Source organism: Pseudomonas sp. B7 (assembly GCF_016735645.1).
Classification (GTDB): Bacteria; Pseudomonadota; Gammaproteobacteria; order Pseudomonadales; family Pseudomonadaceae; genus Aquipseudomonas; species Aquipseudomonas glycinae.
The window spans coordinates 68,342-81,659 of record NZ_JAERRE010000012.1 but is presented as its reverse complement, the minus strand read 5'-3'; the positions used below and the strand labels follow the sequence as shown (position 1 = coordinate 81,659).

General features: G+C 62.6%; 17 protein-coding genes. 4 read left to right on the top strand and 13 right to left on the bottom strand.

All coding sequences use genetic code 11. The annotated features are described in order from the left end of the window. Positions 1-226 precede the first annotated feature (226 nt). Entirely contained in the window at positions 227-2,110 is a 1,884-nt protein-coding gene (locus tag JKA62_RS24740; protein WP_201819886.1) for a TonB-dependent receptor domain-containing protein, read from the top strand. Here the strand turns inward: JKA62_RS24740 and JKA62_RS24735 are convergent. The 12 genes from JKA62_RS24735 to nrdR form a co-directional block, all read right to left on the bottom strand. Next, positions 2,107-2,907, bottom strand: a complete 801-nt coding sequence (locus tag JKA62_RS24735) for a cobalamin-binding protein (RefSeq protein WP_201819884.1) — start codon at positions 2,905-2,907, stop codon at positions 2,107-2,109. The genes JKA62_RS24740 and JKA62_RS24735 overlap by 4 nt on opposite strands. Next, positions 2,907-3,326 carry an MFS transporter gene (locus tag JKA62_RS24730; protein ID WP_192562551.1) on the bottom strand — a complete coding sequence of 140 codons (420 nt, stop codon included), beginning with the start codon at positions 3,324-3,326 and terminating at the stop codon, positions 2,907-2,909. The genes JKA62_RS24735 and JKA62_RS24730 overlap by 1 nt, the downstream gene beginning before the upstream one ends. Then, the gene (gene ribA, locus JKA62_RS24725; protein ID WP_007955551.1) at positions 3,323-3,940 is read right to left on the bottom strand and encodes a GTP cyclohydrolase II; all 618 of its coding nucleotides are present in this window, start codon (positions 3,938-3,940) and stop codon (positions 3,323-3,325) included. The genes JKA62_RS24730 and ribA overlap by 4 nt, the downstream gene beginning before the upstream one ends. A gap of 132 nt (positions 3,941-4,072) precedes the next feature. Continuing rightward, positions 4,073-4,798: a substrate-binding periplasmic protein gene (locus tag JKA62_RS24720; RefSeq protein WP_201819882.1), complete on the bottom strand. Its 726-nt coding sequence runs from the start codon at positions 4,796-4,798 to the stop codon at positions 4,073-4,075. Between the two features lie 28 nt (positions 4,799-4,826). Further along, positions 4,827-5,330, bottom strand: coding sequence for a phosphatidylglycerophosphatase A family protein (locus JKA62_RS24715; protein WP_011336134.1), 504 nt, complete (start codon positions 5,328-5,330; stop codon positions 4,827-4,829). Beyond that, positions 5,327-6,292, bottom strand: a complete 966-nt coding sequence (thiL, locus tag JKA62_RS24710; protein ID WP_201819881.1) for a thiamine-phosphate kinase — start codon at positions 6,290-6,292, stop codon at positions 5,327-5,329. Before thiL ends, JKA62_RS24715 begins: the two co-directional genes overlap by 4 nt. Positions 6,293-6,318: 26 nt before the next feature. Further along, positions 6,319-6,819 (bottom strand): transcription antitermination factor NusB, encoded by a 501-nt coding sequence (gene nusB / locus JKA62_RS24705; protein WP_064382216.1) that lies wholly within the window; start codon positions 6,817-6,819, stop codon positions 6,319-6,321. Continuing rightward, on the bottom strand, positions 6,816-7,292 hold the full coding sequence (gene ribH / locus JKA62_RS24700; RefSeq protein ID WP_003228649.1) for a 6,7-dimethyl-8-ribityllumazine synthase: 477 nt from the start codon (positions 7,290-7,292) through the stop codon (positions 6,816-6,818). Before ribH ends, nusB begins: the two co-directional genes overlap by 4 nt. 91 nt (positions 7,293-7,383) lie before the next feature. After that, positions 7,384-8,475: a bifunctional 3,4-dihydroxy-2-butanone-4-phosphate synthase/GTP cyclohydrolase II gene (gene ribBA, locus JKA62_RS24695; RefSeq protein WP_011336136.1), complete on the bottom strand. Its 1,092-nt coding sequence runs from the start codon at positions 8,473-8,475 to the stop codon at positions 7,384-7,386. Between the two features lie 16 nt (positions 8,476-8,491). Then, positions 8,492-9,154, bottom strand: a complete 663-nt coding sequence (locus tag JKA62_RS24690) for a riboflavin synthase (RefSeq protein ID WP_007955571.1) — start codon at positions 9,152-9,154, stop codon at positions 8,492-8,494. Between the two features lie 47 nt (positions 9,155-9,201). Then, positions 9,202-10,335, bottom strand: a complete 1,134-nt coding sequence (gene ribD / locus JKA62_RS24685; protein ID WP_201819880.1) for a bifunctional diaminohydroxyphosphoribosylaminopyrimidine deaminase/5-amino-6-(5-phosphoribosylamino)uracil reductase RibD — start codon at positions 10,333-10,335, stop codon at positions 9,202-9,204. After that, complete coding sequence (gene nrdR, locus JKA62_RS24680; RefSeq protein WP_003228656.1) at positions 10,332-10,796, bottom strand: transcriptional regulator NrdR; 465 nt, start codon at positions 10,794-10,796, stop codon at positions 10,332-10,334. The genes ribD and nrdR overlap by 4 nt, the downstream gene beginning before the upstream one ends. Positions 10,797-10,924: 128 nt before the next feature. Between nrdR and JKA62_RS24675 the strand changes: the two genes are divergently transcribed. Genes JKA62_RS24675 through trxA form a run of 3 tightly spaced genes read left to right on the top strand, consistent with a single transcriptional unit; the run spans position 10,925 to position 12,954 of the window. After that, a complete protein-coding gene (locus tag JKA62_RS24675) occupies positions 10,925-11,389 on the top strand; it encodes a YbaY family lipoprotein (protein ID WP_201819879.1) in 465 nt (154 codons plus the stop codon). Beyond that, entirely contained in the window at positions 11,386-12,042 is a 657-nt protein-coding gene (locus JKA62_RS24670) for a class I SAM-dependent methyltransferase (protein ID WP_201819878.1), read from the top strand. The genes JKA62_RS24675 and JKA62_RS24670 overlap by 4 nt, the downstream gene beginning before the upstream one ends. A gap of 39 nt (positions 12,043-12,081) precedes the next feature. Beyond that, the gene (gene trxA, locus JKA62_RS24665; protein ID WP_011336141.1) at positions 12,082-12,954 is read left to right on the top strand and encodes a thioredoxin; all 873 of its coding nucleotides are present in this window, start codon (positions 12,082-12,084) and stop codon (positions 12,952-12,954) included. A gap of 4 nt (positions 12,955-12,958) precedes the next feature. On the opposite strand, the gene JKA62_RS24660 is transcribed toward trxA, so the two are convergent. Beyond that, positions 12,959-13,318 (bottom strand): hypothetical protein, encoded by a 360-nt coding sequence (locus JKA62_RS24660; protein ID WP_011336142.1) that lies wholly within the window; start codon positions 13,316-13,318, stop codon positions 12,959-12,961.

Below are 13,318 nucleotides of genomic sequence, written 5' to 3'. Positions count from 1 at the left end.
TCGACTGAGCGGACGCCTTCGCGGGCAAGCCCGCTCCCACAGGTTTTTAGGTGATGCCGTAATCTTCGCCACTCCTCGAAACTTGTGGGAGCGGGCTTGCCCGCGATGAGGTCGGCACAGTCAACATTGATGTTGGATGTACCGACGCCATCGCGGGCAAGCCCGCTCCCACAGTGTTTTGTGCCGCTGGAAATCTAGTGCCACCAGAAATACCAACGGAATACCGATGAACCTCTCGCGCCTCGCCCTGCCCCTCCTGCTGCTGCCCTCCGCCAACGCCCTCGCTGACAATTTCGAACGCGACCAGGCCCTGAAGCTGCCGGACGTGCTGATCAGCGCCAACCGTCAGGTCGAAGCGCGCAACGACAGCAGCGCCGCCAACACCGTGTTCACCCGCGAAGACATCGAGCGTCTGCAACCGCGCAGCGTCACCGATCTGCTGCAACGGGTACCGGGCGTGCAAGTGACGCAAACCGGCGGACGCGGGAGTCTTCCGGGTATTTACATCCGCGGCACGCAATCGGCGCAAAGCCTGGTGCTGGTCGATGGCCAGCGCATCGGCAACTCCACTTCCGGCGACAGCAATCTGCAACACCTCAACATCGAGCAGATCGAGCGGGTCGAAGTTTTGCGCGGTTCGCGTTCGGTGATCTACGGCAGCGATGCGATTGGCGGGGTGATTCAGATCTTCACCCGGCGCGGCGGCGAACAAGGCTTGCAGCCGCGGATGCATGTCGGATTCGGCAGCAACCAGACCTGGGAACGCAGTATTGGCCTCTCCGGCGGAGACGAGAAAACCCGCTTCAACCTCGGCGCCAGCCTCGATGAAACCGCCGGCCTCGACCGCACCCATGAGTCCTACCCCAGCGACAGCGATCACGATGCCTACCGCAACAAATCCATCAGCCTGAGCCTCAGCCATGCGCTGACCGATGACATCGAAGTCGGCGCCAATCTGCTGGATAACAGGGGCAAAAGCGAGTTCGACAGTCCATGGGGACGTTACGTTGAAGCAACCGACCGATCCTATGAAGAGCAACCTTACAGCGATTTCACCGTCAGCAGTTTCAGCAGCTACATCGATGCGCGGATCAACGAGCGCTGGAGGTCGCGCCTGGAACTCGGCCACAGCGAAAATCGTGAAAAAACCTTCGACAAGCTCAGCGATGAACGCTCGGTGTTCAACACCTACCGTGATTCGGTAACCTGGCAGAACGACCTGACCCTCGATGCGCGCAACAGCCTGATCCTTGGTGGCGACTGGTACGAAGACCGGATCAACAGCAGCACCGCGTTCGACGAAGACAGTCGCTGGAACCGCGCCGCATTTATCCAGCATCGTTATCAGGCCGACAGCTTCTCCACCGAACTGGGCCTGCGTCGCGATGACAACCAGCAGTTCGGCGGTCAGAACAGCTGGAGCGGCACGCTGACGTTGCCGGTCAATCCCGACAACGATCTGCTCTTGAGCTACAGCGAAGGCTTCCGTGCCCCTACTTTCAACGACCTGTACTACCCCAAGTACAGCAATCCGGATCTGAAACCGGAAACCTCCAAAAGCTATGAGTTGCAGTGGCGCAGCCAGTTGACTGACAGCAGCCGTCTAGAGGCGTCGATTTATCGTACAGATCTGAAGGACGCCATTATCGCCGCTGACGGTAACCCTCCAGAGAACGTCGCCTCGGCGCGAATCAACGGCTTCGAAGCAACGCTAAAACAGGAGCTGTTCGGCTGGCAGAGCAACCTCGGCGTGGCGATCATCGATCCCCGCGACCGCGACACCGGCCACACCTTGGCACGTCGTGCCCGTCGCACCTTGAGCTGGGATCTGGATCGACAGTTCGATCGCCTTGGCCTCGGCGCCAGTTGGCAGGCCGTGAGCAGCAGCTATGACGACCTGAACAATCAGCAGCCGCTTGGCGGTTATGCACTGCTCGGACTGCGCAGCAGCTGGGCGTTGAACCGCGAGATCAAGCTGGATTTCAAGATCGACAACCTGCTGGACAAGGGTTACAGCCGGGCGCTGTACAGCCATGACGGCAGTCAGTATGACTATCGCGAGGAAGGTCGGGCGTTCATGTTCGGCGTGACCTGGACACCGCAGCTTTAACGATCTGGCGCGATCAGGTGGCAGAGTTTGGCGGTCGCCTCGATCATCTGCCCGCTCGGGCGCTCCAGACCTTTATCGGTGACCAACAGTAATTGCCGATGCTTTACCGCTGTGACCTGCGGCCAGGCGTTCCAAGCATCGAGTTGCGGCTGATCGCCGGCGAGAATCACTTCGGGATCACGCTGTAAAACCGCCTCGATGCTCACCTGCGGCGCGGGCAGGCTCAGATCGGCAAACACATTGCGCGCGCCGCACACTTCAAGCGCATCGCTGATGATCTGCCCGCCGCCGACGGTGTACAGCGGCGCGTCCCAGACCTGATAGAACACCCGCAGCGGCGCTTCCCGGCGGTAGCGTTGGCGCAGTTCATCAAGGTTGCGCCGCAGCGCCGCAGCCCATTCGACCCCACGCTCAGGACGACCGAGCTGTATCGCGATGGCTTCAATCTGCGCGATCAGTTGTTCGAGACTGTGAGGCTCGGCAACAAAAGTCGGGATATTCAGGCGCTTGAGCTGATCGCGTTGAGCCGGGCCGACACTGCCGGGCCACAACAGCAACAAGTCAGGTTTGAGGCTGAGCAGCCGCTCCATGTCAAGCTGGCCATAACGGCCCACCGAAGGCACGTCCTTGATCGCGGATGGCCGCTCACCGCCATCCAGCACCCCGACCAACAGGTCGGCCGAATCCAGTTCGACAACGATTTCAGACAGGGATGGCGCAAGGCTGACCACCCGCAGAGCGGCCAGCGTTTCACCGCTGACGGCCAGCAGCAGAACCGCCAGCCAGAGACGCCGCATCAAGCGAGTTGACGCGGGATACGATAGAGGTAGAACAGCACCGCCGTGGACAGCGCCAACAACATCAACGGCACCGCTTCAAGGCCGACGAACACCGCCAGCGCGCCAATCCATGCCGGCAGCGCCGCGACCACGAATGCACTGCGAAGGCAGGCCGCCAGGGCGATCCAGGCAGCGGGCTCTTCAGGGGTATCGAGGGCTTTTTGTGTGGCGATCAGCGCGTGCTTGTAGCGCCCGAAAAATTTCAGGCTGACAAACATCGAGGCCACGCCAGCGATAAACAAAGGCATCGCCAAGACCGGCAGAATCGCCTCGCCCTGGCCGAACACACCGTTGATCACGAACAGCGGCACCAGTGCCAGCGCCAGGTATTTCCACCAGGCGATCGACAGACGGCGCCGCACTTGCCCGCGGGTCACGCCCGGTCTACCTCGCCCTGATGCTCGTTGCCCATCATGTGGTCGAGCTTGCTGGCCTTGGTCGCCAGATAGAGTTTGTTGTGCGGGTTGTGACCGGTGTGCAGCGGCACGCGCTCGGCGACGACGATGCCCATGTCGGTCAAGGCTTTGACCTTGCGCGGGTTGTTGGTCATCAGACGCAGGGATTTGACGCCCAGATGCTCGAGCATCGGCAGGCACATGGCGTAGTCACGCTGGTCGGCGGCAAAGCCCAGACGCTCGTTGGCTTCAACGGTGTCGGCGCCGCCGTCCTGCAATTCGTAGGCACGGATCTTGTTCAAAAGACCGATGCCGCGCCCTTCCTGACGCAGGTACAGCAACACGCCACGGCCTTCGCGAGCGATGGCCTTGAGGGCGCCTTCGAGTTGCGAACCGCAGTCGCAACGCTGGCTGAACAAGGCATCGCCGGTCAGGCATTCGGAGTGCAGACGGCCGAGTACCGGGGCACCGTCGGCAATCTCGCCCAGGCTCAGCACGACGTGCTCGCGGCCGGTGGCTTCGTCGAGAAAACCGTGCATGGTGAATTGCGCAAAAGGCGTTGGCAGCTTGGAAGCGGCGACAAAAACGACAGGCACCGGTGTGCTCCTGATCTGAAAAGTCCGAGATTCGCTGGGCGGCATTGTAACAGCAGGTTCCCAGAGGCGCTTAGGCTGAATTATCGGGGATAACTATCAAAAAGTTTGATGACAGGCTCGTCGCTATCGCCTTTACTCGAACGGATACGGCTGCTTCCAGCGCTCGAAGATCGGCTTCAACTCGCCGCTTTTCACCAGTTGCTCCATGCGCTGGTCGTAGATCGACATCAGCGCCCGGCCTTGCGGGGTGTCGGCGAAGCCGAGGTACAGCGGCAACTCGGCCAGATGCGAATAACGGTATGGCGAAGGATCGGCGGCGTTTCGCAGCACCGCTTCGATTTCCGTCAGCGCATCGATGTAGTAATCCGCCCGCCCCTGCTTGAGCATCGACAGGATGCCGGTGCGGCGCTCGATCTGGTTGAAGCGTTTGACGTTCGGCAGGTAGGTTTCGTAGCGATAGCCGCGCACCCAGGCCAATCGATACTTGCCCAGCGTCGCCTGGGTCGGCGATGGGTTGCTGGCAAGACCCAGCGCGTAGATGTGGTCGGAATCGAAATTCCATTTCGGGTACAGCACCTGCTCGGCTTCACCGCGATAGGAGCCGACCAGTGCGTCAGCTTCCTTCAGTTGCACCAGACCCACCGAGCGGGTGTAGGGCACGGTGCGAATATCCAGGGTCACGCCGGCCGGCTCGAACACTTTGCGCAACACGTCCCAGCCCAGGCCATGGCCATCGGCGGCGGTGTAGTCTTCCCAATCTTCACTGGCCAGGTGAATGACCGACGGCGGTGCGTCCTGTGCCTGGGCCACGGCGCCAAGCAAGGTCAAAACCACTATCGCCAACAAGCGTCGAGTCATCCCTGTGCCCCTCATCCACGCCTGGAAATCAGGCGAAAACCCACACCAGTCCCTGCATCGCCAGCCAGGCGAACACGCCGGCCAGCACGTCGTCGAGCATGATGCCGACGCCGCCGTGAACATGCCGGTCGATCCAGCGGATCGGCCACGGCTTGAGAATGTCGAAGAAGCGGAACACGAGGAACCCGGCCAGCAACCAGTACCAGCCTTCCGGCACCAGCCACAGGGTGATCCACATCCCGACCATTTCGTCCCAGACGATGCCTTCGTGGTCGTGCACCCGCAGATCGTCGGCCACTTTGCCGCACAGCCAGAAGCCGAACAGCATGGTGATCCCGAGCATCAGCCAGTACCCCCAGTCCGGCAGCATCTGCCACAACGGAATAAAGGGTAGTGCAACTAACGAGCCCCAAGTGCCCGGCGCCTTGGGCAAGGTGCCCGAGCCGAAACCGAACGCGAGGAAATGCCAGGGATTGCGCCAGACCGACGGCGGAACGAATTCGGCCGGAACCTGTTTCGGGTGATCTGTCACGGTGACTCCTGAAAATGTTGATAACCCCGGATTTGCGGGGTGATGTCCTGCCCGTCGCGATCCAGCAGCACTACGCCCTGCCCTTGCGTCACGCGGCCGATCACATGGATCGTCCAGCCATCGGCGAGCAGCGCCGGCAACTCGACGGATGGCAAGGTGAAGGCCAGCACGTAGTCATCGCCACCGCTCAACGCCGCACGTTCGGCGCCGCGCTGACCGAGAAACGCCACCAGCGCCTCCGACAACGGAACGCGCTCGCGCTCGACTTCGAGGCGGACCTTCGAGGCCAGTGCGATGTGACCGCAATCGGCGAGCAGCCCATCGGAGATGTCCAGCGCCGAGGTGGCCTTGCCACGCAGGGCCTGACCGAGGGCGAGTTGCGGTTGCGGCGACCAGTAATGATCGAGCAGCGGCTGAGCGATGTGTGGTTCGGCGTCACGCTGACCCAGCACCAGCGGCAAGGCCCCGGCTGCATTGCCCAGTTCGCCGCCGACACACAGCAGATCGCCCGGCTGCGCGCCGCTGCGGGTCAGCGCTTTGCCGGCCGGGACGCGACCGAAAACGGTGACGGTCAGGCTCAACGGCCCGCGAGTCGTGTCGCCGCCGACCAGTGCCACGCCGCAGCCCTGCGCCATGCGGTTCAAACCGCGGGCATAGGCTTGCAGCCAATCGGCAGTCACCGTCGGCAGAGTCAGGGCAAGGGTAAAGGCGACGGGCGTGGCGCCCATGGCAGCGAGGTCGCTGACCGCCACGGCCAGCGAGCGCTGACCGAGCAGAAACGGATCGCAGGGATCGGCGAAATGTACGCCGGCCACCAGCGTATCGGTGGAAACCGCCAGCTGTTCCCCGGAAGGAACCGCCAGCAAGGCGCAGTCATCGCCGATCCCCAGTGCAACGCCTTCGCCGCCCTGCGCACAAGGCGCGGCGGCAAAGAAATTGCGGATCAGCTCAAACTCGCCCATGCCGAGAAAAAGTATTCAAGCGCGGATCAGCGCTTGAACGCCTTCACTTCAGCTTCACGCAGGCGCGGAGCCAGCTTGTCGAGCACGCCGTTGACGAACTTGTGGCCGTCGGTCGAACCGAACACCTTGGCCAGTTCGATACCTTCGTTGATCACAACGCGGTACGGCACGTCGACGCGCTTGAGCAGTTCCCAGGTGGACAGGCGCAGAACCGCCAGTTCGACCGGATCCAGCTCTTCGATCGCCAGATCCAGGCAAGGCGTGAGCGCGGTGTCGATTTCGGTCTTGAACTGCGGAACCCCGTGGAGGATTTCGCGGAAGTACGCGCCATCGACATCGGTGAAATCGTTATCGACCCGGAACTGCGCTTCGATCTCGTTCAGCGAAGCCTTGGCCATGTGCCATTGATACAGGGCCTGAGTCGCGAGCTGACGGGCTTCGCGGCGCTTGGCGCTTTTAGATGGCTTGCCGGCATCCGCAGGTTTCGGATCGCGCGGGTTGAAACGATCGCTTTCGTCGCTAATCACTTGGCCTCCAACTGCGCCAGCAGGCTGACCATTTCCAGAGCGGACAGGGCAGCTTCAGCACCTTTGTTGCCGGCCTTGGTGCCGGAACGTTCGATGGCTTGCTCGATGGAATCAACGGTCAGGACGCCGAAAGCGACCGGTACGCCGAACTCCATGGACACCTGGGCCAGGCCCTTGGTGCACTCGCCAGCCACGTATTCGAAGTGCGGAGTGCCGCCACGAATGACCGCGCCCAGGGCGATGATTGCTGCGAACTCGCCTTTCTGGGCGACTTTCTGCGCAACCAGCGGGATTTCGAAGGCGCCAGGTGCGCGGATGATGGTGATGTCGCTTTCGCTCACGCCGTGGCGAACCAGGGCATCAACTGCACCGCTGACCAGGCTTTCAACCACGAAGCTGTTGAAGCGGCCCACTACCAAAGCGTAGCGGCCTTTAGGGGCGATGAAGGTACCTTCGATGGTCTTCAGGGTCATTCGTCAGATCTCTTAAAGAGCCGGGACGCGTCTGTTTCGCGTCCCTCAGTGATTTATTTGCCGCGAATTCGGAGCCGGAAACAACCGGTCATTATTCGGAAGGCACGTATTCTACAACTTCCAGATCGAAACCGGATATCGCATTGAACTTCATCGGCGCGCTCATCAAACGCATTTTGCGCACGCCGAGGTCACGCAGGATCTGCGAACCGGCACCGACGATGCTGTAGGTGGTCGGTTTTTTCACCGCCGCCTGATCGCCGGTTTCGCGGATGTGCGCCAGCAACACGTCGCCATCGAGCGGGTGACCGAGCAGCAGCACCACGCCGCTGCCGGCCTCGGCGACCGCAGCCATGGCGGCGCGCAGGCTCCAGCGGCCCGGCTGCTTGACCATCAGCAGGTCGCGCAGCGGATCCATGTTGTGCACCCGAACCAGGGTCGGCTCTTCGGCGCAAACGGTGCCCAGGGTCAGTGCCATGTGCACGTCGCCTTCCACGGAATCACGATAGGTCACCAGGTTGAATTGGCCCAGTTCGCTGTCCAGCGGCTGCTCGGCAATCCGCTGAACGGTACGTTCGTGGATCATCCGGTAGTGAATCAGGTCGGCGATGGTGCCGATCTTGATGTCGTGTTCGGCGGCGAACGCTTCCAGTTCGGCGCGACGGGACATGGTGCCGTCGTCGTTCATCACTTCGCAGATCACGCCGCTTGGCTCGAAACCGGCCATGCGCGCCAGGTCGCAGGCGGCTTCGGTGTGACCGGCGCGGGCCAGGGTGCCACCAGCCTGGGCCATCAGCGGGAAAATGTGGCCCGGGCTGACGATGTCTTCCGCCTTGGCGTCTTTCGCAGCGGCCGCTTGCACGGTGCGTGCGCGGTCAGCGGCGGAGATGCCGGTGGTCACGCCTTCGGCGGCTTCGATCGAGACGGTGAACTTGGTGCCGAAACCGGAACCGTTGCGTGGCGCCATCAGCGGCAGCTTCAGGGTTTCGCAACGCTCGCGGCTCATCGGCATGCAGATCAGGCCACGGGCGTACTTGGCCATGAAGTTGATGTGCTCGGCCTTGCAGCATTCGGCGGCCATGATCAGGTCGCCTTCGTTCTCGCGGTCTTCGTCATCCATGAGAATGACCATCTTGCCTTGGCGGATGTCTTCAACCAGTTCTTCGATGCTATTGAGCGCCACAAGGCACCCCCTTCAGTCAGGATTTGAGGTAGCCGTTAGCGGCTAGAAAGCTTTCAGTGATGCCCCCGGACGTTGGCTCTGCAGCCTTGTCGCCCAACAGCAGACGCTCCAGATAACGCGCCAGCAGATCGACTTCCAGGTTCACCCGGCGACCTGGCTTGTAGGACGCCATGATGGTTTCGCTCAGGGTGTGCGGAATGATCGTCAGCAGGAATTCGGCGCCATCGACCGCGTTCACGGTCAGGCTGGTGCCGTCGACGGTGATCGAGCCTTTGTGGGCGATGTACTTGGCCAGCTCCTTCGGCGCGCGGATGCGAAATTCCACGGCACGGGCATTGTCGCTGCGCGAAACCACTTCGCCGACACCGTCGACGTGACCGCTGACCAGATGGCCGCCGAGACGGGTAGTCGGGGTCAGGGCTTTTTCCAGGTTGACCGGGCTGCCGCTTTTCAGGTCATTCATGGCGGTGCAGTCGAGGGTTTCGCGACTGACGTCGGCGGCGAAGCCGTTGCCCGGCAGTTCCACGGCGGTCAGGCACACGCCGTTGACCGCGATGCTGTCGCCGAGTTTGACGTCGCTCAGGTCGAGCTTGCCGGTTTCGACATGCACCCGCACATCACCGCCCTTTGGGGTCAGTGCGCGGATACTGCCGATGGATTCGATGATGCCGGTAAACATGGGGTTCTCCTTGAGAACGAAGCCAGCGCTAACGCGATGGCCGGGAATTATACGCTCGCCGATGGGACAGGGATGGCAGTGACTCGCCAGTCATCGCCAACCGCGCGAATTTCAGTGATTTTCAGCTCGGGCGCATCCTTCATACAGGCCAGCGGCCAGTCCAGAAGCGGACGCGCCGTGGAGCCGAGGAACTTGCCGGCAATGAAGATCACGAACTCGTCGACCAGACCGAACTGGGCAAAGGCGCCGGCCAGTCGTGGGCCAGCCTCGACCAGCACTTCGTTGACGCCACGGTTGGCCAGTTCGATCAGCAATTGGTGCAGATCGACCTGACCGTCATCGCCCGGCACGATCAGGCATTCCGGGCCGTGGGCGTACTGTTCTTCGATGGCCACGCAGGTGGCGACCAGCGCCGGGCCGGCCTTGAAGAACGGCGCATCCAGCGGCACCCGCAGACGTCCGTCGATCAGTACCCGCAGCGGCGGACGGCTCAGGGCCAGCGCGGTCTGTTCGGCATCCAGCCCCAGCTCTTCGGCGCGAACGGTCAGGCGTGCGCCATCGGCCAGCACTGTATCGGCGCCGGTCAGCACGACGCTGGCCTGGGCGCGCAGACGCTGCACCGCCGAACGCGCGGCAGGGCCGGTGATCCATTGGCTCTCGCCGCTTTCCATTGCCGTGCGGCCGTCGAGGCTCATGGCCAACTTGACCCGCACGAACGGCAAGCCGTGTTCCATGCGCTTCAGAAAACCTTGATTGAGCTTGCGGGCTTCGCCTTCCAGCACGCCGCTTTCGCTGGCGATGCCGGCATCGCTCAAGCGCTGCAGACCGCGTCCGGCGACTTGTGGATTCGGATCACGCATCGCCGCAACCACTCGGCCAACACCGGCATTCACCAGTGCATCGGCACACGGCGGCGTGCGGCCGTGGTGGCTGCAAGGTTCGAGGGTCACATAAGCCGTGGCGCCCCGGGCCAGCTCACCGGCGGCGCGCAGGGCGTGGACTTCGGCGTGGGGTTCGCCGGCGCGTTCATGCCAGCCCTCGCCGACAATCTGCCCGTCGCGCACGATCACGCAGCCGACCCGTGGATTGGGATGAGTCGTGTAGTGCCCGTTGCGCGCCAGCTCCAGAGCCCGGGCCATGAAGTGGGCGTCGAGGATGGCCTGCTCGGCGGCGGCGGTCATTCTTTCACCGGTTCGCGTGCGAGGCGGTCGATCTCTTCGCGGAATTCGTTGAGGTCCTGGAAGCGGCGGTACACGGAAGCGAAACGGATGTAGGCGACTTCATCGAGCTTTTGCAGCTCGGCCATCACCAGTTCGCCGACCACGAGGGACTTGACCTCACGCTCGCCGGTGGCGCGCAGCTTGTGCTTGATATGAACCAGCGAGGATTCGAGGCGCTCGACGCTCACCGGACGTTTCTCCAGGGCGCGTTGCATGCCGGCGCGGAGTTTTTCTTCGTCGAATGGTTGGCGGCTGCCGTCGGTTTTGATCAGGCGCGGCAACACCAGTTCGGCCGTCTCGAACGTCGTGAAACGTTCGCCGCAGGCCAGGCATTCACGCCGGCGGCGCACCTGTTCGCCCTCGGCGACCAGACGCGAGTCGATGACCTTGGTGTCGTTGGCACCGCAGAAGGGACAGTGCATGGTGGCTGGCAACAAAAAAAGGGAGGGCCATGGTAGCGCATCCCGGTGGCAAGACAAGCCATAGGCTTTGCGGTATACAGACTGCCATGATCGATTGATCCATGGATTTCATTTTGCTGGAGCCACCAATGTCCCTACGACCGCTCGTTTTGCTCAGTGTTTTCAGCCTGCTGGTGGCCTGTGGCAGCGACGCGCCCAAGCCTCAGCCGCCTACGCCGGGCCCGGCGCCGCAACAGGCGCAGAAAAAAGCCCGGGAAGCCGCCGACCTCGGCCCGCTGCCGGCGTATCAGCGCGAACTGAGCGGCACCCTGCAAGGCGTGCCGGCCGGTGCCGAAGTCGAGCTGGCGCTGCTGGTGATCGATGAGAAGGATCGCCCGCAGCAATTGCTCGCCAGCTCCAGCCTGATCGGCAACAACCAGATTCTGCCGTTTCACCTGCGTTTCAACCCCGAATCCTTCCCGACCGGCGCGCGGGTTGAATTGCGCGGCCGCGCCAGCCAGTCCGGCCAGTTGATCCTGCACCTGCCGTCGCAGACCATCACTCAGCCGACCACCCAGGCGCTGGGCCAGCTGCAATTTGTCAAAGCACCATGAATGCACCGCTAGACCTGCAACAGTCGCTGGGCGAATTACTCGGCGACGCGCGACTGAAAGCCTGTGCGTTGCCGAACACCGATTTGCAGCTATGGCTGATCGATGGCGACAACATGGCCCGCGAATTCAGCCAGGAAGAAACCCAACGCATCCTGCATGAACCGCCGTACTGGAGTTTCTGCTGGGCCAGCGGTCTGGCGGTGGCGCGCTATCTGGCGGAGTTTCCCGAGTGGGTCCGGGGCAAGCGGGTGCTGGATTTCGGCGCCGGTTCCGGAATCGCCGGCATCGCAGCGGTGAAAGCCGGAGCGCTGGAGGTGGTGGCCTGCGACCTCGACCCGCTGGCGATTGCCGCCTGTCGGGCGAATGCCGAACTCAATGATGTGCAAATGAGCTATTCCACGGACTTCTTCGCCGAGGCCGATCGCTTCGATCTGATCCTGGTGGCCGACGTCTTGTACGACCGGGAAAACCTGCCGCTGCTCGACGCCTTCCTGAGCCGTGGCCGCGAAGCGCTGGTGGCGGATTCACGGGTCAGGGATTTCCGTCATCCGCTGTACCGGCGCATCGAAATGCTCGAAGCCATGACCCTGCCGGATCTGGCCGAGCCCGAAGAGTTTCGCCATGTCAGCCTCTACCATGCGGCCCGCGCCTGACCGTATAGTTGCCCCATTCACGCTTTTACGAGAGACCCCATGAGTCAGCAAACGCCGTACATCTTCGACGCCACGACGGCCGACTTCGACCAGTCGGTGATCGAGGCTTCCTTTCAAAAACCGGTGCTGGTGGATTTCTGGGCCGAATGGTGTGCGCCGTGCAAGGCGCTGATGCCGATGCTGCAAGGCATCGCCGAAAGCTATCAGGGTGAGTTGCTGCTGGCCAAGGTCAATTGCGATATCGAGCAGGACATCGTCGCCCGCTTCGGCATCCGTAGTCTGCCGACCGTGGTGCTGTTCAAGGACGGTCAACCGGTGGATGGCTTTGCCGGTGCACAACCGGAGTCCGCCGTACGCGCCCTGCTCGAACCCCATGTGCAGATGCCGGCGCCGTCCGCCGCCGATCCGTTCGAACAGGCTCAGGCACTGTTCGACGAGGGCCGTTACGCCGACGCGGAAGCAAAGCTGGTCGTGCTGTTGGGCGAGGACAATACCAACGCCAAGGCGCTGATTCTTTACGCTCGTTGCCTGACCGAACGCGGTGAGCTGGGCGAAGCGCAAACCGTGCTCGACGCGGTCAAGAGCGACGAACACAAGGCTGCACTCGCCGGTGCCAAGGCGCAGATCAAGTTCCTCGGCCTGGCCCGTGACCTGCCGGACGCCGCCGACCTGAAGAGCCGTCTGGCGCAAAACCCGCAGGACGATGAAGCGGTGTATCAACTGGCGATCCAGCAACTGGCCCGTCAGCAATACGAAGCGGCGCTGGACGCATTGCTCAAGCTGTTCATCCGCAACCGCAGCTACGGCGAAGGCCTGCCGCACAAGACCTTGCTGCAAGTGTTCGAACTGCTGGGCAACGATCACCCGCTGGTGACCGCTTACCGGCGCAAGGTGTTTGCGGCGCTGTACTAATTGCTTACTCGATCCAGCTGTAGAGCGGCGTATCCCCGCCGCTCAGCACTTTCACATCGGATGAATGGCGCAGGCGCACCAGCAATCGCTTGCCCGCCGCCGCGCTGCCGGTCAGTCCTTCGAGCTGATCCAGCAGATCCGGGCCGCTGAGCTGCCCGGCCTTGCGCAGCAAATCCCTGGCGACCTGCCACAACGCGTCATCCTGATTCACCGGTTTCGCCACCGGCGCCGCCGCTGCTGCTTGCGGCTGGGCCGTCTGCACCTGCACGCCAAACTGCGCACCGAGCCGCGCCCAGTCGCTTTCATCCAGTTCCAGGGTCAAATCCACCGGCAACTCGCCGACGGTTCCGCGTATCCGCAACAT

Bases quoted from the DNA above. Each gene is read 5' to 3' on its own strand.
- JKA62_RS24740 (WP_201819886.1), top strand. From the start codon at position 227: ATGAACCTCTCGCGCCTCGCCCTGCCCCTCCTGCTGCTGCCCTCCGCC.
- JKA62_RS24735 (WP_201819884.1), bottom strand. From the start codon at position 2,907: ATGCGGCGTCTCTGGCTGGCGGTTCTGCTGCTGGCCGTCAGCGGTGAA.
- JKA62_RS24720 (WP_201819882.1), bottom strand. From the start codon at position 4,798: ATGACTCGACGCTTGTTGGCGATAGTGGTTTTGACCTTGCTTGGCGCC.
- thiL (WP_201819881.1), bottom strand. From the start codon at position 6,292: ATGGGCGAGTTTGAGCTGATCCGCAATTTCTTTGCCGCCGCGCCTTGT.
- ribH (WP_003228649.1), bottom strand. From the start codon at position 7,292: ATGACCCTGAAGACCATCGAAGGTACCTTCATCGCCCCTAAAGGCCGC.
- JKA62_RS24690 (WP_007955571.1), bottom strand. From the start codon at position 9,154: ATGTTTACCGGCATCATCGAATCCATCGGCAGTATCCGCGCACTGACC.
- ribD (WP_201819880.1), bottom strand. From the start codon at position 10,335: ATGACCGCCGCCGCCGAGCAGGCCATCCTCGACGCCCACTTCATGGCC.
- nrdR (WP_003228656.1), bottom strand. From the start codon at position 10,796: ATGCACTGTCCCTTCTGCGGTGCCAACGACACCAAGGTCATCGACTCG.
- JKA62_RS24675 (WP_201819879.1), top strand. From the start codon at position 10,925: ATGTCCCTACGACCGCTCGTTTTGCTCAGTGTTTTCAGCCTGCTGGTG.
- JKA62_RS24670 (WP_201819878.1), top strand. From the start codon at position 11,386: ATGAATGCACCGCTAGACCTGCAACAGTCGCTGGGCGAATTACTCGGC.
- trxA (WP_011336141.1), top strand. From the start codon at position 12,082: ATGAGTCAGCAAACGCCGTACATCTTCGACGCCACGACGGCCGACTTC.
- JKA62_RS24660 (WP_011336142.1), bottom strand. From the start codon at position 13,318: ATGTTGCGGATACGCGGAACCGTCGGCGAGTTGCCGGTGGATTTGACC.